Annotated in this window: 17 protein-coding genes and 1 pseudogene; 2 read left to right on the forward strand and 16 right to left on the reverse strand. The window is 39.5% G+C overall.

The window, feature by feature from the left end; translation table 11 throughout:
* Positions 1-64: 64 nt before the first annotated feature.
* The 4 genes from BM294_RS07910 to BM294_RS07925 all read right to left on the reverse strand — a co-directional run bounded on the left by BM294_RS07910 (position 65) and on the right by BM294_RS07925 (position 4,769).
* Positions 65-1,660: an extracellular solute-binding protein gene (locus BM294_RS07910; RefSeq protein ID WP_091206592.1), complete on the reverse strand. Its 1,596-nt coding sequence runs from the start codon at positions 1,658-1,660 to the stop codon at positions 65-67.
* 20 nt (positions 1,661-1,680) lie between these two features.
* Positions 1,681-2,568 carry a carbohydrate ABC transporter permease gene (locus tag BM294_RS07915; RefSeq protein ID WP_091206594.1) on the reverse strand — a complete coding sequence of 296 codons (888 nt, stop codon included), beginning with the start codon at positions 2,566-2,568 and terminating at the stop codon, positions 1,681-1,683.
* 2 nt (positions 2,569-2,570) lie between these two features.
* A complete protein-coding gene (locus BM294_RS07920) occupies positions 2,571-3,503 on the reverse strand; it encodes an ABC transporter permease (RefSeq protein WP_091206597.1) in 933 nt (310 codons plus the stop codon).
* 234 nt (positions 3,504-3,737) lie between these two features.
* Positions 3,738-4,769, reverse strand: coding sequence for a LacI family DNA-binding transcriptional regulator (locus BM294_RS07925; RefSeq protein ID WP_091206600.1), 1,032 nt, complete (start codon positions 4,767-4,769; stop codon positions 3,738-3,740).
* 122 nt (positions 4,770-4,891) lie between these two features.
* Here BM294_RS07925 and BM294_RS07930 point away from each other — a divergent pair, with 122 nt between their 5' ends.
* Together BM294_RS07930 and BM294_RS07935 are read left to right on the forward strand one after the other, a co-directional pair.
* Positions 4,892-6,994: an ADP-ribosylglycohydrolase family protein gene (locus BM294_RS07930; RefSeq protein ID WP_091206603.1), complete on the forward strand. Its 2,103-nt coding sequence runs from the start codon at positions 4,892-4,894 to the stop codon at positions 6,992-6,994.
* A 25-nt stretch (positions 6,995-7,019) separates the two neighbouring features.
* Positions 7,020-7,910: a ribokinase gene (locus BM294_RS07935; RefSeq protein WP_091206606.1), complete on the forward strand. Its 891-nt coding sequence runs from the start codon at positions 7,020-7,022 to the stop codon at positions 7,908-7,910.
* 150 nt (positions 7,911-8,060) lie between these two features.
* Here BM294_RS07935 and BM294_RS15865 read toward each other — a convergent pair whose 3' ends face one another.
* From BM294_RS15865 to BM294_RS16130, 12 genes and pseudogenes are all read right to left on the reverse strand, one after another.
* Entirely contained in the window at positions 8,061-8,231 is a 171-nt protein-coding gene (locus tag BM294_RS15865; RefSeq protein ID WP_175494595.1) for a hypothetical protein, read from the reverse strand.
* A gap of 98 nt (positions 8,232-8,329) precedes the next feature.
* Entirely contained in the window at positions 8,330-8,599 is a 270-nt protein-coding gene (locus BM294_RS07945; RefSeq protein WP_091206611.1) for an SAM-dependent methyltransferase, read from the reverse strand.
* Between the two features lie 270 nt (positions 8,600-8,869).
* Positions 8,870-11,518 (reverse strand): exo-rhamnogalacturonan lyase family protein, encoded by a 2,649-nt coding sequence (locus BM294_RS07950; protein WP_091206614.1) that lies wholly within the window; start codon positions 11,516-11,518, stop codon positions 8,870-8,872.
* Between the two features lie 110 nt (positions 11,519-11,628).
* The gene (locus BM294_RS07955; RefSeq protein ID WP_091206617.1) at positions 11,629-13,368 is read right to left on the reverse strand and encodes a type 2 periplasmic-binding domain-containing protein; all 1,740 of its coding nucleotides are present in this window, start codon (positions 13,366-13,368) and stop codon (positions 11,629-11,631) included.
* Between the two features lie 38 nt (positions 13,369-13,406).
* The gene (locus tag BM294_RS07960) at positions 13,407-14,348 is read right to left on the reverse strand and encodes a carbohydrate ABC transporter permease (protein ID WP_242944481.1); all 942 of its coding nucleotides are present in this window, start codon (positions 14,346-14,348) and stop codon (positions 13,407-13,409) included.
* Between the two features lie 51 nt (positions 14,349-14,399).
* Positions 14,400-15,308, reverse strand: coding sequence for an ABC transporter permease (locus BM294_RS07965; RefSeq protein ID WP_091206619.1), 909 nt, complete (start codon positions 15,306-15,308; stop codon positions 14,400-14,402).
* A 179-nt stretch (positions 15,309-15,487) separates the two neighbouring features.
* Entirely contained in the window at positions 15,488-17,230 is a 1,743-nt protein-coding gene (locus BM294_RS07970) for a sensor histidine kinase (protein WP_091206622.1), read from the reverse strand.
* Entirely contained in the window at positions 17,227-18,744 is a 1,518-nt protein-coding gene (locus BM294_RS07975) for a response regulator (protein ID WP_091206625.1), read from the reverse strand. The genes BM294_RS07970 and BM294_RS07975 overlap by 4 nt, the downstream gene beginning before the upstream one ends.
* A gap of 112 nt (positions 18,745-18,856) precedes the next feature.
* Complete coding sequence (locus tag BM294_RS07980; protein ID WP_175494596.1) at positions 18,857-20,083, reverse strand: cobalt-precorrin 5A hydrolase; 1,227 nt, start codon at positions 20,081-20,083, stop codon at positions 18,857-18,859.
* Positions 20,084-20,205: 122 nt separating this feature from the next.
* Positions 20,206-20,421 carry a PF20097 family protein gene (locus BM294_RS07985; RefSeq protein ID WP_029324271.1) on the reverse strand — a complete coding sequence of 72 codons (216 nt, stop codon included), beginning with the start codon at positions 20,419-20,421 and terminating at the stop codon, positions 20,206-20,208.
* Between the two features lie 87 nt (positions 20,422-20,508).
* Positions 20,509-21,000, reverse strand: coding sequence for an N-acetyltransferase (locus BM294_RS07990; RefSeq protein WP_091206631.1), 492 nt, complete (start codon positions 20,998-21,000; stop codon positions 20,509-20,511).
* A 348-nt stretch (positions 21,001-21,348) separates the two neighbouring features.
* Positions 21,349-21,467: pseudogene (locus BM294_RS16130) on the reverse strand (UPF0236 family transposase-like protein); the annotation flags it as partial.

The raw sequence follows: 21,467 nt of genomic DNA on the forward strand, positions 1-21,467 counted from the left end.
GTGTAGGTTGAATTAGTGTTAAAAAGAGCTGCTGTCTGTCAGTGACAGCAGCTCGTATGTATACTTAACCAAACTTTTCCTGTAAAATCGATTCAAAGTCATTTCCGCCAGCAACATTCCACTTTTCTACAAACTCTTCAAAATCGTCAATTGGGCGGATTCCTCTAATAATATCTGCCGAATATTCATTATAAAGATTTATCATCGCATCCCACTGCGGCTGCATCTCTGAAGGAATAATCAAATTCTTATCCAGTACCATATATTTATTTACTTCATCTAACGACTCCTGTGCTGGAGTTGAAAATACCGGCTCTGCTAAAGATGGATTTTTTGGATCAAAATTGACCATTGAATCCCAGAATCTTGCCCACCAACCAGAGAATTTATCCGTGAAAACAATTTTTCCATTTTCGACATTATATTCAATGCCTTCATTTCCAACTTTATCAAGAATTCTTCCTTCTGGACTAGCCATAAAATCCAGTACTGCAGCTGCCGCCTCCTTATGCTCCGAATCAACATTTAATCCAAATCCTCTTGATTCTTTTGTTACATCAACAGATGTATAAGACTGCGAAACGCCTTTAGCAGGTGGTAAAACAACAAGCTCTGATTCGTCGCCATTCGTTCCAGTCATCTTGTTATTGTAAACTTGGATAACTGCGCCAGCTGTGCCAGAAATAACTGCATTAGATCCCTCATAGAATTTTTGCTCCATGACATCCCATGTATCTGTCAAGAAATCAGGATCAAGTAATCCGTCTTTATATAACTTTGCATAAAATTCCAGCTTAGACTTTTCAGCCTGGCTCGCCTTGCTGAATATCCATTTTCCATCTTCCTGAATTACAGTTCCAGTAACACCAAAGGCATGATTAAAAATACTATCCAGTCTTGTGGTTGAACCATCGGCATCAATGACATGTTTAGCGAGTCCCTTATCTACAATTTCCTTGAAAAATGTATAGTAATTGTCTACGGTAGGATCTTCAAAGAGCGCCTGCGAACTCTCTAACTGCTTAGACCAATCTCCTCTCATCACTGGCACAGGTGTTCTAGGTGGTGCAAGCCAGAGCAGATAAGGATAATTTTTCATTTTCTCCGCATTTGATTCATCCATGATAGATTTCATAAAATTTGACTTATTGATATATGGAGTCCAGTCTTCCAATAAGCCTTGATCTGCTACAGCTTGATCTCCTCCCTGGAAATAAATGAGATCCGCATCAATCTCACCGTTCATTACAGCTAGCGGCATCGCAGTTTTATAGCTGGATGCAGGTGGTTCCTCAAAAATAACATTTACATACTGACCATGAGCTGCCATCTTTTCATTGATGTTTTTAGCAAGCGCAATGACATCTTCTTCATTCGGAAAAACGTCCTTAATTACGATTTTGACATCTACTGGCGCATCTTCTGAGCCAATTGGCTCCCAGGTTACAGTTGATGGATCAACTGACACTCCAATACCTTGGTCTAATGAAGTTTCCGTTGTGTCACTTGGCGCTCCTACTGTTTCAGCATCCACGTTCGCTGCTTCTGTCCCTGCAGGAGTGGTCGGAGTATCTGTTGCTTCCGAGTTTCCACATCCCGCAAGAAAACTTGCAGTCATCATTGCGAACATAGTCGCTGCGAGCAGTTTTTTTGTTTTCATAATAAAACCTCCTTAAAAAATTATCCTTTTACTCCACCTGCCATAACATCCTTGTTATAGAACTTTAAAACAGCAGGATAAATTAACAGAATTGGTATAATAGCAACAACAATTGTTGCATACTGTAACGCTGTATAGTCCAACTTTGCGAGTGCATCATAATTCATCAAATTTTGTGTTCCAATTAGTGTTGTTGTATCTCCCGCTACTACAAACTTGCGCAAAATGACTTGCAGCGGAACCTTTGAAATATTAGAAATATAGATTCCCGCACGATAATATTCATTCCATCTTAAAACTGCATAAAACATGGTAATCGTTGCAATTCCTGCTTCTGCTAGTGGCATAATAATATCGAAGAGTATTGTCAGATGACCTGCTCCATCTATTTGCGCCGCTTCACAGATATCCTGCGGCACTTTTTCGAAATATCGCATCATAATAACAAGATAATAGACATTCACAGACTGGCATAGAATCACGGACCATTGACTTCCCATCAATCGAAGCGATTTAATTACCAAGTACTCCGGTACAATTCCCGGATCAAACAGCATCATTACAATAAAAAATGCCATTAAGAGTTTTTTGCCTATCAATCCCGGTCTCGTTAACGCGTACGCCGCCATAATTGTCAAGCCGATGTTCAATGCGGTTCCAACCAAAGTAATAAATATTGAATTAAATATAGATGGAACAAGATTTTTATTGCTAAGAATAACTTGATAATTAATCAGGCTAAAGCCCTTTGGTATTATTTCCAATCCACCCATTTCTGATGAACATGTCGGATCAGAAATAGAACGTGCCAGAATATGAAGTAGTGGTATGAGTATTGTTAATGTAAACAGAAACATCGTAATGCAGAGAAGTATCTGCCCAACAGTGATTGTTCGCTTTCTTCCCATATTTACCATACTCCTTCCCCAGTGATTTTCTTAGAGGTAATATGCGTTGCATAGACCAAAACCACTCCTACAAGGCCTTTAATTAAGGAAACTGCAGTACTAATACTATATTGAGCATTCTCTATGCCAACTCGGTTGATGTAAGTATCAAGGATATCGATAACGCTATTAACTGCAGGGTTAGTAAAGTTATAGACTTGATCAAAGCCAGCCGACATAAAGAAACCGAGATTTAAAATAAACATTGTTGTCATCGGCGGAATAAGGGCCGGCAGAACCACGTAGCGAATTAGTTGTTTATGGCTAGCCCCATCAATCATTGCAGCCTCATAAAGCGATGCATCTATTCCAATGATGGTAGTAAAATAAATGATTGAATCCCATCCAAGTGATCTCCAACCTTCACAAATCATTAATATCCATCGTATTGCTTTTTTACTTGTCATTAAGTCAACTGGGCCTAAATTAAAATAACTAAGTAACTGATTTAGTCCACCAGTGTCAGACGGTGCAAGGAAAGAAATCCAAATTCCTGCAATAACAACCCAAGAAAGAAAATGTGGGAGATAAGAAATGACTTGAACATATTTCCGGTAATTGTTCCATCTAAGCTCTGTTAGGCAAATTGCGAAAATAACAAAAAACGGAAATAGAAGTACATATTTCATAAAACTAATAATCAATGTATTCCGCAAAATATCCATAAACGCAGAAGTCTTGAAAATCATCCTGAAATACTTAAGACCAACAAAAGTCCATGATCCTCTTGCCTTAAAATCGTAAAAAGCAAGGCGCATGTTGATGATAGGCCATACTCTGAACACGCAAAAGTAAACTATTGTAGGAAATAACATTACATATAAAATGCGATCCTGCCAAATCTTATGAAATGCTCTATGTCTTTTGATATTTGCTCTTTCCATTTTAGTATTCATTTACCCTCCCGGGAATTCGCAGCAATAAGAGTAACCGTTTTCTCTCTTTTATAGCTGTGATTATAGTACCACATGTAAAAACATGCAATAAGAAGTGCATATTAAATAATTTTAAAATATAATAACTATTTTTATTGTGCATTTTCACTCGTCTCAAGTCATGTCGCGCAATTCAAACAGCCAAGTTGAAGTGAACCGTTTTCTTTCCGAGAGATAATTTATACTCGTAACTATTTATTTCCTATGACTTTTTGTCGTTTCTCTAATGACAAGAGTAGGTTCTACAACCATATGTGGCAACATAACTCGTCTACCTTCAATTACGTTTAAAATCTGTGCTGAGATATGCTGAGCCATGTCATAGTGAGGTTTAGACATCGTTGTTAATGCAGGATTAAACACCTTTGAAAGCTCAATATTGTCATATCCTATCACTTCTATATCTTCTGGTATCCGAACTCCCCGCCTTTCAAACTCCGCGACCATACCTATTGCTATCAAATCGCTTCCTGTCATCACAGCATCAAAATTGACTTTTGAATCAAGCAATTCATCGGCTGCTGATTTTCCATAGTCAATCGTATAATCTCCATGGAGTGTCAACGCATCATCAAAAGGTATTTCGGCTTCTTTCAAAGCTCGCTTATAGCCTTTTAGCCTTTGAATGGAACCAGAGATATCTGTATGACCTTCCACATAAGCAATTCTTTGATTACCACCATCTAACAGAAATTTAGCTGATTTGTATCCACCAATTTCATTGTCTCCAGTAATGCTTACATCGCTAAGAGAACTGTCAAAGGATCTTCCCATTAGCGCAAGCGGAATATTATACTTTCTAAAATCTCTCAAAAATTTAATATTTGAAACACCAGAGCATAGAATAATTCCGTCTACTCGCTTGTCCACCATCCTCATCAACTGTGCAGCTTCCGTTTCTGGATGATAGTCTGAGTTCCCAAGCAAAACTGTATATCCATTTTGAGTCATATAATAATCTGTTACGCCACGAATAACTTTGGGATAAAAAAAGTTCGCTACATCCGGCACAACAAGTCCGATCATACCGGAACGTGAGGTTGCAATGCTTCTTGCCAGCGTATTAGGTCTGTAATTTAATTTTTCAATCGTTTCCATGACCATAGCTCTAGTTTTCTCACCCACACCTTTTGGATTATTGTTGATAACCCTCGAGACTGTAGCTTTTGAAACGCCACATATTTCTGCTATTTCTTCGATTGTGTAGCTTTTTTTATTGTCGTACATCATATAACTCCTTGAATTTTCCAAGTAATCAGATTACAATTCGAGTAACCGGTTTCTCTGTTTTATTGTGCAACGTAGTCAAAAAAAAATCAACAACATGTTTCATTATTGTGAGGTATTAAATGGTTAACAATTATGTTGAAAAGATTTACGCAGGCTTTCTTGGAATGAATATCGGTATTCGTTTAGGCGCACCTGTAGAACCAACGATATGGACCTATGATCGTATTCGAAAAACCTATGGAGAAATTACTAGTTATGTAAAAGAATATAAAAATTTCGCTGCAGATGATGATGTAAATGGGCCGGTTTATTTTCTACGCGCACTCATTGACAGTGCCCATAATCGTCCTCTAGAGCCTCAAGATGTGGCAAATGCATGGCTAAACTATACACGAGAAGGCGTCGGGATGTTCTGGTGGGGCGGTTATGGCGTAAGCACGGAACATACCGCTTATCTTAATTTAAAATCTGGTATCCCAGCGCCACAATCTGGATCGATCGAGCAGAACGGAATAGTTCTTGCAGAACAAATAGGCGGCCAAATATTTATTGACACATGGGGGTTTGTAAATCCGTGTAATCCTACGCGTGCAGCGGATTATGGTGAGAAAGCCGCCAGCGTTTCACATGATGGAAACGGAAAATATGGAGCCAGGTTTGTTGCCGCAGCAATTTCAAAAGCATTTGAAACAAGCGATGTAAATGAAATAATTTCTGCAGCGCTGGATGAGCTCCCTTCAGAATGTCTATACCGTAATGTTGTAGAGGCCGTCATTGCATTCCACGAAAAGCATCCAGAAGATTGGCATTTATGTCAAGATTACCTACTTTCAAATTGGGGATACGACCGTTATCCTGGAGTCTGCCATATTATTCCTAATGCTGGCGCCATTATCATGTCGCTCCTTTACGGAAATGGAAAATTTGACCGAAGTATCGAAATTGCTACAATGAATGGTTGGGACACGGATTGCAACGCAGGAAACGTCGGTTCAATTATGGGAGTTGCTTGTAGCCTTGATGAGATTCCTGACAAATACCGAGAACCGATTAACGATGGCATTATTCTCTCTGGCATTTCCGGGTATCTGAATAATTTAAATATCCCTTCCTATGTTCGTGAAATTGCTCTGCTTGGATATCGTTTGGCAGGTGAAGAAGCCCCTCAAAGTCTAGTGGATTCCTATAATCCTCATGACATTTATTTTGACTTTGAGCTTCCAGGTAGCACCAGCAATATTCGTCTTTCTGATCATTTTTTATGCAGAGAGTCGCAATCCACAGATGTTGCGTATAAGGGAAAAGGTTCGCTTAAAATTTTAATGGATCGTTTCGTCAGAGGGCAGCAATGCAAAGTATTCTACAAACCTTTCTATACCCGTGACGACTTCTCCGATGAACGATATAGTCCCGTATTCAGTCCTACTGTACACTCAGGCCAGACTCTGTCCGTGATGATCTATCTAGACCAATGGAATGGCAATGAAACTCCAGGCGTGGCTCCTTATATCCGTACTTGTAATGATAGAACCGACCATATTGCTGGTTATGTTAAACTAGTGCAAGGAAAATGGATAAATTTATCATGGACACTTCCAGATACAGATGGTGATGTTATTGATGAAGTTGGTTTTGTTTTAGAAGGATATTCTCCAGCAAAGTCAAAGACACTTGCCGCGGTTTATATTGACGAATTTAAAATTAGCGGAAAAGCTAATTATACAATTGACACATCAAAGCAGAAAAAGAACTTTGCATCTGTAACGCCTTTTTCAACAGATCATGGCGCTTGGGATCTTTATGGTGGCACGCTTAATCTCATGAGAAATGAACCGGCATTTGCATATACAGGTAACTATTATGCGAAAGATTATGAATTATCCGCTATAGTCACTCCACATCATGGAACTAGTCATTTATTAGTTGGTCATTCACTCGGTGCTCAAATGGCTTATTACGCAGGTTTAGGTTCATTCAACAAAGCTGTTATTCAGCTGAATAATTATGGAATAAAGACCATTGCGGAAACCTGTTTTCCTTGGGAATTTGAGAAAAAATATCTAATCAAACTCATCTTCCAGGGGAAGAAAATCTCCATGTTCATTAACGATGAAAAGGTGCTAGAAGCAGAAAATGATCTTTATGATCATGGTATGTTTGGATGCGGGTCACTCGAATTAGGGCGCACATCCTTCAATGATTTTAGATTCAAAGAATTATAAGAAACGGGAGTAACCATCACTCATCATGAAAATTTTAAATTTTGGATCACTCAATGTTGATAAAGTATATAAAGTTGAGCATTTTGTTCAGCCGGGAGAAACTATTTCCTCCCTCGAAATGAACACCTTTACTGGTGGAAAAGGATTAAATCAATCTATTGCCATCGCAAGAGCCGGCAGTTCCGTTTTTCATGCTGGTGCAGTAGGTGATGATGCCTCCATGCTGTTACATGCCCTTTCAAGCAGCAATGTAGACGTATCAATGATTCGCAGTATTGATGTACCAACAGGTCATGCAATTATTCAAGTTGATACAAATGGCCAGAACTGTATTCTCCTTTACGGGGGTGCTAATATGATGATCACCAAAGCTCAAATAGATGAAACTTTGAGCCATTTTCAGGAAGGCGATTATCTTGTATTGCAAAATGAGATTAGTGAACTTGATTATATCGTTGATAAGGCATACGAAAAGCATATGGAAATATGGTTAAATCCATCTCCTATCTCTTCACAGCTTCATAAAGTAGATTTAAAAAAAGTCAATTGGCTAGTTTTAAACGAAGTTGAAGCATCGAACCTCTGCAAAAATTCTGAAGTTCTAAATCAGGATTATACAGAGCTACTCTATCAGCATTTTTCAAACAGTAAAATAGTATTGACGCTTGGCACCAAAGGAAGCATTTATTACGACGGAAAGAATAAGTATGTCCAATCAGCTTACTCTGTTAAGGCTATAGATACTACCGCAGCTGGTGATACTTTTACTGGGTATTTCATCTCTTCCATAGCACAAGGAACGCCAGTCCAAGATGCTCTTGATTTTGCATCTAGAGCTTCTGCTATATCTGTTACTAAACGCGGTGCAGCTCCGTCTATTCCATATAAGGCTGAAGTCGATAAATTCGATTTCTGATATAACAGATTCATTATTTAGACAAATGCAAAAGAACGTAAGCCTTAAATGGTAATCCTATCACTTTCACGCTTACGTTCTTTTGGGTTCTAATTCAAAATAGCCTGGCTAATTTTCATTAGTCAGGCTACAAATTTATCTAATCATTCTCTATCCGATTGTCGGCTTGCATCTCTCATACATTTCTTCATAGCTATAACGGGACGCATTTAGGTAATCCATAACTGTCGCACTTGGATCTCTTAAGCATCTTCTAACCACCTCATCCGGAATACCAAGGACTCTATACCTATCGTAGCAGTCTTTTAATACTCTCTCCATATCATGTGATTCCGTGACATTGTCATACTTTGCAGTTCCCGCGCTTCGTGTAACCCTTATAGGAACTTTATGATCATATCGTTTTTTATCGCTCATTATCATATATACAAACGACAAATACCGTAAACCGCTGCGTCACCGGATGAAATAACGGCAACATTCTTACCTGCTATCGCAAGCTCCATTGCCTTTTTACAACGTTCCTCTTCCTCACGCATCCCGGAAATCACAAACTCCTTCTCCGGAAACTGTTTCCTGATTATATCTGCATAGGTTTTATATCCAACTACCACATCGGCACCGGACAGCACTTCTCTTGCCTCCAATGTCTCGTACCTGACATCCCCCCGGCCCGAAGCCAACAGCATATACCGTTCCCATTTCTGCCTCCATAAATGCAGTTTTATTTTACTGACATCATACTTTTCTGTACTTCTTCAATCAGTCTTAGTATAGCATTAAAAGTAGTAGCTTTTATTGAAATTTCATTTAATAAACAATGCGACTACTGAATAATCGCATGGAATCTCACAAGATCTGTTCACCCATGTCAGTATAGTCCAATAAACAGCAGACACCGCTCTTTAGTCTCCCTCATATGAGGTGAGTCTAAAAAGCGGTGTCTGACATTTCCATCCTCAGGCCTTGTGATAATTATCAAGTATTTCCTTATCAACAAGTTTGAATACTTTTTCCATTGTATCCGGTAGTGAATAAGCTATAAATTCCAGAGCCATTATCATATTTATACTCCACTGAGAAGCAAAATTTGTCTTGAGCCACGGAATCTCGCGAAGCAGTGTTCCATCTTTCCCATGACTATAGATGTTCGCTCTGAAGCCCTGTGTACATCCCTCCTTTATAAGAGTTGACAAAAGCTCTCTCCAGACTTTTTCAGCAAGATCTCTGTCATTTCTCTCTCTTGCGGAATATGCACCTAAAGCTGCTGCAAAATATGGGAAATGATATTCCCTCTTATTTATCTTTCCACCTGTTGCCCTTCTCTTTTCATCAGGAGTAAGAAAATAAAAAGCGCCGTGATCAGCAAGCATTTCCTTAAATTCCTCATCCTCTAGATCATAGCAAAGCTCCAGCCATACCTGTACTCCACCCATGCACACCTGCAGATGCATATCGCCAGTATCATCCGACTCACCTGCATATTCAAGCTTTCCTGTTTCTGGATCATATAAAAATGCTGGACCAGACTCAAATTTAAGCGGTGCCTTCTTTATAGAATCAATTCCGTTTTTTATCTTATCAATATACTTTTTATCCAGAGTCTGTTCAACATAAGTCTCCCAGTTCGAAAGAAAGCTGGTCCAGTCAGGACCTGTTCTTATCATAAGTTTTCCGTTTTGCATAAAATATCTTACTTTCGCCAAGGATTTATCTGCATCCTTTTCCTCTGCCATAACCTGGGCAAGCCTGTCATCCCCGGTCAGATAATAGCAGAATCTATGATGACCGGCCATGGATATCCTGGGCTCCTTGCAGGAACATCCCCAATGGAGTACGTTATGTCTGCTGCCCATCCCCTTTATATCGCCGATATGGTATATATCAATTTCAGAGGTATGTCGGCTCATGGCTTCCATCATATCAAACACTCTGCTGTCCCCACTCCTCAGAAAATAAAACCAAAGCCAGTATGTAGGAATCAGCTCTGTATTCTGCCATGCAAAGCCACCCACATCGTATTTCCATTTATGTCTGATAGCATCATAGGAATGCATCACATCTCCATAATCAAAAAATCCATACCAGGATCTTGCTTCTATCTCGTTGAGATAAAACTCTGCTATTTCGTTGAGCTGATTTTCAATCCATTCTCTTACTTCACTGCCATGCTCCGGAAGACTGTACTCACCAAAAACTCTCGATTTTCTATATTCCTGCGGCGAGGTCACATACACCGGAGGCTTTGCAGTTCTCTCTGCAAACTCCTTTAGTTCTTTCTCATCGAATAAAAGAACTTCTTCCTTATGTTCAGTACCAGCAGCATTTTTCTCATGCAGCCGTTCAATGCCTATCCTTGCTTTACTTGTGGCTGCAATGCCATAGGCTCCTTCCCCCATATATTCAAATCCCTCATATGAAGTCTGAGAATACATTCTTTTATCATAATGAGAAAAATCATAACCGCAGGACTTTGGCGAGTAAAACCACAGATACAGAAGGCTTTCCTCCTTAGATAAATCTCTGATTTCTATTTCCGAAGGATATCTTTGCCAGAAATCTCTGATGCCCGCCAGTATCCTGACGTTTTCATAGGCTATCTCACACGCTCCTTCATTTCTGCAGCCATGAGCGCATTTTATAGCTGCGCATCCGTCTCCCGTTCTCTTCGATATAACATAATGTCTGTCACTGTCCTGCATCAGACTGTATTCATTCCATACCGGAAGATTTTCTACAGCCTTTTTTGCATTATCATCCCCTGAAATATCTATTCTTTCACCTGCTGCCTGCTCAAGCAGATATCCATCTCCTGTCTTTGGAATCCTGCTCTCAAGCCTAATCGCTGTTTCATGAAACGCCATATCTGTATCTGTCGTAAAGCCAATATGCCGGTTAAATGCTTCTCCCTTTGAACATGTAGCACATTTAATACCTATGCCCTTAAGTCTGTCAACAGCAGTATCTCCATCATATATAAAAGTATGGGATAGGCTGATCTCGCCCATGCCTGCATAAGCTGTTATATATATAACAAAGGGAAATGATGCCTTGCCATATTCCCTGTCTATATGTCTTCCCTCAACCTTGAAGGTTGCCGATAACTTTCCCTCATTTATAGGAACGGCTCCGTCGATAACTCCCGTAAATTCTTCATCTTTTATAATTCTCACGTTTCCATCCCATGATACCCTTTCAAGAATCATTACAGGCTTTATAGCCATTATCTCATCCTTTTCAGCATAAAAATGTGATAACAGTTCCTGGCCTGATTTGTTTATCTCGAAAGAAACCCTGCCGGTCTCCACCTTAATGCATTCATCATTTTCTGTAACCTTAAGTTTATCCGCCTCCAAATCTTCACATTGAGTATCAATATTAGTATCAGTAAGATCAAATTCATCTCCTGCATCTTCACACCTTACTGTATGAAAAATCGCCTTTACGCTTCCGTCCATCCAATAAGCTGCAATTTTATCATCATGGGATATTTTCCGGCCGCCGGATATGATGTCTACATGCGCAGTTTTTTTCCGCCCCTTATCCCAGAAGCTTCCAAACTTACATATTCCTGAACTTTTTCTTCCATCTAAAATTTTATATTTCATTTTGTACACCTTTTCAAAATTTGATTCAGCTGATTTTTTTCATAAACAGGTATCCTTCATGAAAAAAGTGACGGACAAAAGATGTATCCGCCACTTTAAAAGAAAATTATTTATCCAAGAGAATCTCTGATCTTCTTAGCATTTTCGATGTCATTGAGACGCCACTCGATAATGTCTTTGGCACCAAGTCCCTCACAATCAGAAACCATCTGCTGCCATAATTCGTCGAAGGATGCATCATCTTTAGCGTATACCATCTGCCAGCTTGCATTAACAACCTTATCCTTAATTGCATCAATCGTAAGTTTCATCGTATCGTCAGGTATAGATGTAAAGTTTCTCAGATTATCAAGGTCACTTGAGGTTGTAAGCGCACCTTTATCCTGAAGAAGCTCCTGCCAGCTGTTATATCCTGTTGTCTTCTGCCATGCTTTAAATGACTCCTTCTCTGCGTCAAATTCACGCATTTCCGGCCAGCCGGCAGTGGTACAGCATCTGAAATTTCCATCTTTATCTTTGTACTTTGTTTCAACACCATTGGCTATGATCCACGGAGTATTCCAAAGCTCAACAACCTCTCCTGATTCAAGCGTAAAACCTGAACGCTCAGAACCATTTATCTTTATGCTTTCGATGGCTTTATCTGTGAGAGAAGCAACACCATTTTCATCGACCTGCCAGATTTCTCCCTCTGGGCCTGAACGAACCCACAAAAATGCGTCCGGATCACAGAGCATATCCAGGAATTTAAGGCAGGCGTCAAGATTTTCAGTATTTGCATTTATTCCGATCATTACATTGGAATTACCATATTTCTGGTCATAGTTGTAATACAGATGTGTTCCAGGGACATAGTATTCAAGATATTTATCAGCCCATCCCGGAAGATAACCGCTCGGCACCATAGCATATCCATTATCAACCTTAACTTTCTGAGTAGGCCTGTCATTATTGATACTGTCTGGATCCATAAGTCCTCTTCTGTATGCTTCGTTATACCATTTGAGACCCTTGTAATACATGCTGTCTTTATCAAGTATTGACGTAAATTTGCCATTTACCATATCGGCCTCAAGAAGATATGGAAGCTGATCCTCCTTATATCCCTGCATCCTGTACCACATTGTCATGTTTGCAAAATATTCTGAATCAGATCCATTATTAAGGACTGTTCCGTAGCAGGTCGTTCCATCTTCTTCAGTCGGATGCGCCTTCAGCATTTTTTCCATAACATCAAGCACATCATCCATAGAGTTTATCTCAGGAGCACCTATTTCATCATAAACATCCCATCTGAGTTTTAGGGCATTTCTTTCAGTGGAATCACTCATTTTATACTTGGCATAGTTAGTTCCGATATCTGTTGTAAGTCCATATATACTGCCTGTTCCTGCACTCTTAAACTTTCTGATGTAATTAAGAGCGGGCTCTGCCTCTTTGAATTCCTTGAGATGCGGCATCTTATCAAGATAATCATCCAAATTCAAAAGCATTCCTGACTCAATCATAGTATCAAGCCTGTTTGCCGGGATGTACATGACATCAGGAAGATCCCCACTGGCAAGGATTGCATTTGTCTTTTCATCAGAATAGGCCCATACATCTACATTAAAACCTCTTTCTGCAAAATATTCTCCCTTAAAACCGCCTACGACCCCGCTCTGAAGATTGGCAGCCGACGGATATAAGGAAATGGTGGGAACGCCATTCTCTGACGCAGCAGATGCAGATTCTGCTCCAGATGCCCCGATTGCAGGTACATTATCCCCACCTCCGCATGCCGCAAGCGACAGGACAACGCCGGATGTGACAAGCATAGACAACAGCCTTTTAAAAACCTTCTTTTTCATATGCTTTAATTCTCCTTCAAATTAAAATCTTTATTAACTCAGCCTTTTACAGCGCCAAGCATTATTCCCTTTACATAGAACCTCTGAATAAACGGATAAACCATGATGATAGGTATCACAACGATAGCCGTGAGAGTGAGTCTGATACCTGTAGGGGTAATGCTTGCGTATGGGTCGGCATTGTTTATCTGATTAGCTGCTGCAGTGACCTGACTAAGCAGTTCATATAGCAGATACTGAAGCGTATACAGCTTTGTATTTGTTATATATAATTTTGTTGTAAAAAAATCATTCCATTGATTTACCGCCGTAAATAAAGATACTGTCGCAAGTATAGGTCCCTGCAGCGGAAGTATGATCCTGAAAAATATAGTCAGATATCCTGCTCCATCCAGCCTCGCCGATTCTTCCAACTCTGTTCCCATGGATTCTATGGAAGTTTTTACAAGCACCATGTTGTATACAGAAATAGCTGACGGCACCACATATACAAGAAAACTGTTATTGAGATGCAACATCCTGTTATTGAGATATATAGGAATCAGGCCTGCCGAAAAATACATTGTGATAACGGTAAATCTGTACCAGAATTTATGTCCCCACATCTGCTGTTTGGTAAAAAAATAAGCCATATATGAGGTACAGAAAAAACTTACGGTTGTTGTTACCAGCGTCCTTGCCACCGAAATAAATGCTGAATTCGCAAGATTCTGTACATTTAAAATCTCTATATAATTTCTGAAATTTATCCCTTTCGGTATCATATAAATCTTATTTAGCTCAACCAGCTGCTGATCTGAGATAGTGCATATCATCAGATAATAAAACGGATAAAAACATATAAGTGTAATCACAGAGAACACGATTATTGCAATCACGTTATAAATTTTATCCTGTGTACTCATCCTTACCTTTGTGGATTTTTCAACTCTAACTGAATCTTTTTTCAGCGTGTCTGTCTGTTTTAAACTGATAACCATATTTACTCCTGTTTCTATCTATAGTCACAAACATCAGAGCATCGTATACATTTAAAATACGCTTGTTCCTCTGACCTTTTTTGAAAAGAAATTGGCTGCCGCAAATAAAACCATCGCAACAAGTGATTTCATAACACCTACAGCAACGCTGAAAGATATCTGCCCGTTCTTTATTCCCAAATTATATACATACAGATCCAGAACCTCTATGGTGTCCTTATTGAGCGCGTTGCCAAATGCCAGAAACTGGTCAATACCTGAATTAAGAAAATTTCCGATACTCATTATAAGAAGAACAAAAAATGTAGGAAGCAGAAGTGGTATGGTTATATATCTTATCTTCTGCATCCGACTTGCGCCGTCCACCATGGCCGCTTCATATACACTCTGATCGAGTCCGGTGATCGCTGCAAAATATATGATTGCATTCCACCCCATAGACTTCCATAGAGCAAGAAGTGCCTGGATAAGCCACACATTGTTATTGGTGTTAAGAACATTTATGCTTTTACAAATTCCCACGTTCTGAAGAGTCGTATTTACCAGCCCTGTGCTTCCAAACATACAGGTGGCTAGAGAAAACATTATGACCCAACTTATGAAATGCGGCAGTGTAGTAACTGTCTGAACCAGCTTCTGAAATCTCTTGCTCGCTACCTCGCTTAAAAATATGGCAAAAAGCATGGGAACCGGCATAAAGAGAAAGTTCAGAATCTGTATGCCAAATGTATTTTTCAGAACTCTTATGAGATTTGTTCTCATTACAGCATTTCCGAAAAGCTGAATGTAATTCTGCAAACCCACAAAATTACATTTAAAAAGTGGCAATCCAGGCTTATATTGGAAAAATGAAATCGCCCAGCCCCAAAGGGGAAGATATTTGAAAATAAAGATATAAATCAGCGCCGGCAAAACATATAGAAATAATTTGACTGGCTCACTAAGCCTGATTTTTTTCATAGAAAAAACCTCCTTAAAGAATATGCTGTATGGCTTATCTCCTTCGCTCTACAACATATTCTATTAGGAGGCTTTGATCTTTTATACGAAAAAAATTATAGATAGTTGAAAAAATTCATGATATCACCAATAGTGTCTTTCTTACATATTTTATGTACTTTGGCTGCCGTTTTTCCATGTCATTCATCCGTTGTCTCGCATGATTGTTTCTTTATAAGCATACTGATGATCACGCCTTTTTTCTCTCCCGGAAAAATCCTGATGCCATATCCATCACCATAAAACAGATTAAGCCTCTGGTTCAGGTTTTTCAGCCCATAGCTTTCCTTTTCATTATTTATCGGCTCAGTGATCCTGCTGTTTAATTCAGCAATTTCCTTTATGCCCATTCCTATCCCGTTATCCTCAATGAGGAATTCTATGTTTTCCTCATCCTTTACGCTGCCTTTTATCCTGATATAATTATCATCCTTTTCAGGATCTATACCATGTTCAAAATAGTTTTCAATAAGAGGTTGAAATGCATTTCTTATGATTCCATATGAAAGGATCTCGCTTTTAATATCATAGTACACACTGACCCTTCCTTCGTATCTTGCCTTAAACAATGACAGATATCTTCTGGTAGATGCAAGCTCTTCATTAATGGGAATGAATGTCTTCGCTCCGATAAATCCCCTGAATATAGAAGCTGTTGTACCGATAAGTTCCGCTGTTTCCGGATCATCGTTTTCATAACACCTTGCTCTGAATATCTCAAGAGTATTATAGAGAAAATGCGGATTGAATTTTGCAGAAAGCTCCTTCATCTCAGCTTCCTTCTGTTTTTGCTCGTATATACGTGCTCTGTTTATATTCTCATCCAGTTTTTCCGCCATCTTGTTTATAGAAGCCGCTATAATGCTGAATTCAGAATGATTGAAGTCATAATTTATCCTGTGTTCCAAATTATTGTGTCCAATTTTCTTAAGTGAATCCTGAATTACACCAACTTCATCCATAACAAGATCCATATTCCTCAGGTACAGATTCCATGCGGCTATTCCGATGATTATGATTGCTATAAGGATAAGTATAGGAAGCTTTATAGTCTTTACGATATATTCGCTCAGTTTTATCAGATAAAAGAATTTTGTGGTATCGTTATTATTTTCAGAAAACCTCATCATATAAAGATGATGGTTTATAAGAAGCAGTCTGGAACCTTCTCTTCCAAAAGGCAAAAAAAATGCCGAATTTATATCCACAGGCTCTGATGAACTATGGTATATCACCCTTCCAGATCTAGAACCCTCAAAAATCACAGATTCAAATTCTTTATTTCCCTTGCTGAAGCTGTTGAGCCTGCCGGTATTATAACCCGCTATAATAGCCCCACCATTACTTAAATCGGGCACTCCTCCCGCTATCGCAAGGCACTTCACGTCTTCATCTCCATCATTTTCTTTATGAAGCCCGTATATTTCCATTTGATTCTGTTTGTTTTTTACATCTCCTATAAATGGAAAGCCATCAAGTATCTCGGAAAAAGAGTCTTTATCACTGTAATATATATAACTTACAACATCGTTTCTTATGGCAGCCACCCACTGAACTCGTCTGTCCCTGGCTGCCATATAATGAAGAAGCCTTTTCAGGTTTATTTTTTCCACAGGAGATAATTCTTCCTTTGAATTGAAGTAATTTCTTAACGTCATTTCATTTTCAGTATTTTCATATACCGGCATATAAATGTTCCAAAAATTACCTATGATGTCCTCATACTCCGTCTCAATCTGGACAAGTCTCAGATTCAGATCCGAAAGAAGTACATTTTTTTCACTGCTGTAGGAAAAAAACATTGCCAGCAAGCTTATAAACATGACTATGACAGAATATACTAATATGCTTTTTTTTATTATGGAATTGCGATATTTCCTCATCTGCCATTCTCCGAATTATCAATTCTGTACTGCACTGGTGAAACTCCTTTTACTGCCCTGAAGCATTTAACAAAATAGCTTGTTGACGAAAATCCCACCTGTTCTGCAATATCTTTTATCTTTCTGGACGGATTGCGGAGAAGTATCACAGACCTCCTGATCCTGCTGTTCATGAGATAATCATTAAAAAAATATCCTGTCTCTTTTTTAAAAATATGTCCTAGATAAGCCGGATTCATACCATTTCTTGAACAGAATTCTTTTATTGATATACCTTTTCCCTCAAGAACGCTTGAATGGATTGTCTGCATTGTAAGCCTTACGATAGGACTCAGTGAATCAAAACATTTTTTGAAAATACTATTTTCAAAATCAAAAACCTCTTTAATCTTCGAGATATAGTTCTCAAGAGACATGCTGTCAGAAATACTTTCATCAGGGATGCCTTCTGTAAAATAAGCCTCAACTTGAGGTTTCTCACTTTCTTCAAATTCCTGAATTATGACTCTGGAACAGCATTTCATGAAATTGTATAATGCCTTGCCCCTCTCCTGATTCTTATAAAATTTGATGGCAAGCCTCTCAATACCATTTTTTATGATTTCATCATCACCTATGAAAAAGAAAGTTCTTACTTCCTCCATTATCAGTTCAGACTCCATATCTCCGTTTACCGTGATTTGCGTGAGAATCGCACCTGCCTTGCATGAATCGTTCATTTCAATGAGATCCGAGGCGATCCTATAACTGATATGAATATTTTCAGCATCATTTACAACCGCTCCAATGGCTATAATGATGTTGTTCTCCAATCCGTTATCTTTAATCAGCTTTTCTGCTTTATCCTTCAATATTTCCTTATCTATATTCTGTCCTGCGACTATAGCTGTATACTTCCCTTTTTCATCCCATAGAGTGAAGATGTCATCTCCTGCAAATTCTTTTTTCAATCCTTCACTTATAATCCCTGTCGGAATTTCCTTATTCCTGCCGGAGAAACAAAGCACAGCATAAGAAGGCATATACATATTTATACCAAGAACCCCTGCCCGGTCAGCAAGCTCCTCCCCGGATATGGTTCCCAATATCCATCTCCTCAGGACATTCTCCTTAAGCAGTTCCGGATCCTTCAGTCTTTTGCGATAGAGATTGTCCAGAGTGTTTCTTATATTCTGCTCTATTTCTTCTTTTACCACCGGTTTTAAAAGATAATTCTCAACCCCAAGCTGAATAGCCTTTCTCGCATATTCAAATTCTCCATAAGCTGTAAGAAGCAGAATTCTTGTATCCGGATATAATTTTTTTATCTGCCCGGAAAGATCAAGCCCGTTCATACCAGGCATCTGAATATCGGATATCACGATATCTATCTTCTGCTCCGCCATTTTCTTCAGTGCTGTCTGACCATCGGGCGCATACAAAAGACTGTCGACTCCGAGTTCCTGCCAATTTATCCTGTTTTTCAATATATCGAGTACTGCGCTCTCATCATCTACCAGCATTACTTTGTACATCTGACTCTCCTGAAACTAAACCTATTTTTTTGATAACATGGATTATTATACAAAATTATTAATTTCCTATCATTAAAACCGTATTGTCTGCAAGTCAGAAGCAGAAAATTTCTCACTCCTGAACCGCCACCGCCAGTGTCACACTTCCATAGATCTGCTTGTGCACCAGTACTCTGTCCCGGCCGTTTCGTGACGCAGCGTAGACTGCTGCCCTTTCGCAGACATTGGACACACCGGTAACACTCTTCACGAAAGTGCTTGATGCAAATGCTCCTTCCTGAGACTCAAGCTCTGAAGCTGTAAATGTCACAAACGGTATCTCATTTTTGTAACTGAAAGTAAGTATGCCCTGCTCGTTCTTTTTAAGATCAATGCTGGCGAGCGCTGCCACCGCATCTTTAGAGATTCCGGCAGATTTCATGCAGCTGTCAAAAGCCTTCTGCACATCTTCAAAGTCAACACCTTTTCTGGCACCGATGCCGACATAAATACGTTTAGTCGTAAGCTTCAATCCTATGGCATTGAACGGACGTATCACAGGCGGTGGACTCTCCAGAATTTTGGACTTAAAACTTATGATGATATCAGCCTTGTCGAGGTCCTTTATTCCGACAGTTTCAGCCTCAGTGATCCCAGGCTTTTTAACGAGATCATCCATCGGGATGTCACTGTATATGCGGAGCTTCTCCCCTCTCAGAACCTTGGCGGAAACTTCTTTTGCCAGACCAAAATCAGTGATAGTAAACCCATTTTCTTTGGCAAAAATATCCACTGCAAACGCACCTTCATTGTCTGTTGCAGTAGTTATGACAGGCTCCGCTCCTATAAGGCGAGCCGCAATTCCAGCCCATTCGTTACCGCCTCCCAAGTGCCCGGAAAGGAGGGAAATGACAAAATGTCCGGCTTCATCGATCACCAGCACCGCCGGATCCTCCGACTTATGTTTTATAAAAGGCGCTATGGCTCTCACCGCAATTCCTGTGGAGCCGACAAAGATGATGACATCGTATCTGCAGCTTACATTTGTATACTTATAAGGCTCAGCATCATTACCGACGCTTACACTGTTACTGTCACCGTCATAATCTCCGGATTTGGAGTTTTCAGCAGTGCAGCCGAACCAGTCTCCAACCAGTTCCGACAACTCCCTGGTTTCAGAAATCTCAGGAAGAGCCTTTGTTTTGGCATGAAGTTCTATCTCAAGGCGTTCATGATGCCCCCTTTCTTCCATATCCCTGGAAAAAACCGGCAGCTCACCGCTCTCCATCCACTTTTCCTTAAGTTTCTCCGACAAGTGGTATCCTCTTCTGTAAAGGCGATAATTTCTATTCTCATCCATTCTCTCCTCAGTAATGCTTATATTACACCGAATCATGCCACCCAATTCATATAATGTTGTCAATCATCACAAAACAACAAAAGCCTCACTGTAACTCATATTTCTCTATAAAATCCGATTCTTTATCTCTGATTAAAACTTGCAAACACAGTCATGCACTCATCACAATATTGACCTTCCGCTTGCAATGAAAGTGTTACTGGTTCCCTCTTAATAAATTTGCCTTTATATTCCTCAGGATACCATGTAACCTGTGTAAAAGCTTGCGTAAGACTTCCTGCACTCTTTGCCTCGACAAATCCTGTTCTCATTTCTTTTCCGCACTTAGGACAATTCATAACTATTTTTCCTCCAAAAAACACTCATAATCAAGCATCACTAGTTTTTCCATGGATTCATTACTTATTAACCCTTCTAATCCGAATTTATAATCGTGACCAATGATAAGCTATCCTTGGTGATCCATCAGCAACATATATGGTGCCGCATTTCTTGAATCCATTTTTCTCTATCTGCCTCTGCATCACATGATTGTTATTGTGCGTATCTATCCTGATATTTGGAGATGTGACTTTGCAATAATCCACAGCACACCGAAGCAGTCCGTGTGCCAGACCATCCCCAGCTATCCTGTGGATCGTCACATATGGTTCGTCATTCAACCATTCACCATTTTCAATATGTTGATAGGTTGGCTCTGTTCCTTCAAGCAAAGCGAACACTCCATGTATTCCATCTTCGTCAAAGATTACTCTGCACAGACCGTTTTGTATATCTGATTTTATTAGACTTGATTCTGGGTAAAAATGCCCCCATTGATTCGGGTTCCCAGATTGAATCATATAGTCCTGTGCATATCTGTAAATCTCCATGATTCGATCATAATCATGATCTGTTCCGTATCTTACCCTTAACATAGCCTTCTCCATAAATCCCGATTTTGTTTTATGACAGCGTAAGTTTATTGTAGGAATTAAAAATGTGAGAACCACCTGATTATTGAAAAGTTATTGTACTTCCGTGGTTACTATAATCCCTAAATTCTCTTCATGTCAAATATGTGAAATTTGTGCGCTAAGCCAGGCATACTTCTGACCAAGTATGCTTACCGTATGATTCGCATGATCGACATATTTTCCCCATTCTGAGTACATGCCTTCTCCAAGCTTTTTTGTATCTGCGATTATCTCATTTTCTGCACCCGCCGCCATTGGCAGTTTCTGAGCCTGAACCAGTTCCAGCATATCTCCATGGTTGAAGTAATATGCCCTCAAATGCGCCATTTTGTCAGCTCCCTCACGGCTCCATCCTAGAGGCCTTGAACTCATTCGGTCTGATAATACATGGCTAACATGTCCCTCAGCGCTGCACCCTACAAGGTGCG

The organism is Oribacterium sp. WCC10 (assembly GCF_900113415.1).
GTDB lineage: Bacteria > Bacillota > Clostridia > Lachnospirales > Lachnospiraceae > Oribacterium.

Bases quoted from the DNA above. Each gene is read 5' to 3' on its own strand.
- BM294_RS07910 (WP_091206592.1), bottom strand. From the start codon at position 1,660: ATGAAAACAAAAAAACTGCTCGCAGCGACTATGTTCGCAATGATGACT.
- BM294_RS07915 (WP_091206594.1), bottom strand. From the start codon at position 2,568: ATGGGAAGAAAGCGAACAATCACTGTTGGGCAGATACTTCTCTGCATT.
- BM294_RS07920 (WP_091206597.1), bottom strand. From the start codon at position 3,503: ATGAATACTAAAATGGAAAGAGCAAATATCAAAAGACATAGAGCATTT.
- BM294_RS07925 (WP_091206600.1), bottom strand. From the start codon at position 4,769: ATGTACGACAATAAAAAAAGCTACACAATCGAAGAAATAGCAGAAATA.
- BM294_RS07930 (WP_091206603.1), top strand. From the start codon at position 4,892: ATGGTTAACAATTATGTTGAAAAGATTTACGCAGGCTTTCTTGGAATG.
- BM294_RS07935 (WP_091206606.1), top strand. From the start codon at position 7,020: ATGAAAATTTTAAATTTTGGATCACTCAATGTTGATAAAGTATATAAA.
- BM294_RS15865 (WP_175494595.1), bottom strand. From the start codon at position 8,231: ATGGAGAGAGTATTAAAAGACTGCTACGATAGGTATAGAGTCCTTGGT.
- BM294_RS07945 (WP_091206611.1), bottom strand. From the start codon at position 8,599: ATGCTGTTGGCTTCGGGCCGGGGGGATGTCAGGTACGAGACATTGGAG.
- BM294_RS07950 (WP_091206614.1), bottom strand. From the start codon at position 11,518: ATGAAATATAAAATTTTAGATGGAAGAAAAAGTTCAGGAATATGTAAG.
- BM294_RS07955 (WP_091206617.1), bottom strand. From the start codon at position 13,368: ATGAAAAAGAAGGTTTTTAAAAGGCTGTTGTCTATGCTTGTCACATCC.
- BM294_RS07960 (WP_242944481.1), bottom strand. From the start codon at position 14,348: ATGGTTATCAGTTTAAAACAGACAGACACGCTGAAAAAAGATTCAGTT.
- BM294_RS07965 (WP_091206619.1), bottom strand. From the start codon at position 15,308: ATGAAAAAAATCAGGCTTAGTGAGCCAGTCAAATTATTTCTATATGTT.
- BM294_RS07970 (WP_091206622.1), bottom strand. From the start codon at position 17,230: ATGAGGAAATATCGCAATTCCATAATAAAAAAAAGCATATTAGTATAT.
- BM294_RS07975 (WP_091206625.1), bottom strand. From the start codon at position 18,744: ATGTACAAAGTAATGCTGGTAGATGATGAGAGCGCAGTACTCGATATA.
- BM294_RS07980 (WP_175494596.1), bottom strand. From the start codon at position 20,083: ATGGATGAGAATAGAAATTATCGCCTTTACAGAAGAGGATACCACTTG.
- BM294_RS07985 (WP_029324271.1), bottom strand. From the start codon at position 20,421: ATGAATTGTCCTAAGTGCGGAAAAGAAATGAGAACAGGATTTGTCGAG.
- BM294_RS07990 (WP_091206631.1), bottom strand. From the start codon at position 21,000: ATGTTAAGGGTAAGATACGGAACAGATCATGATTATGATCGAATCATG.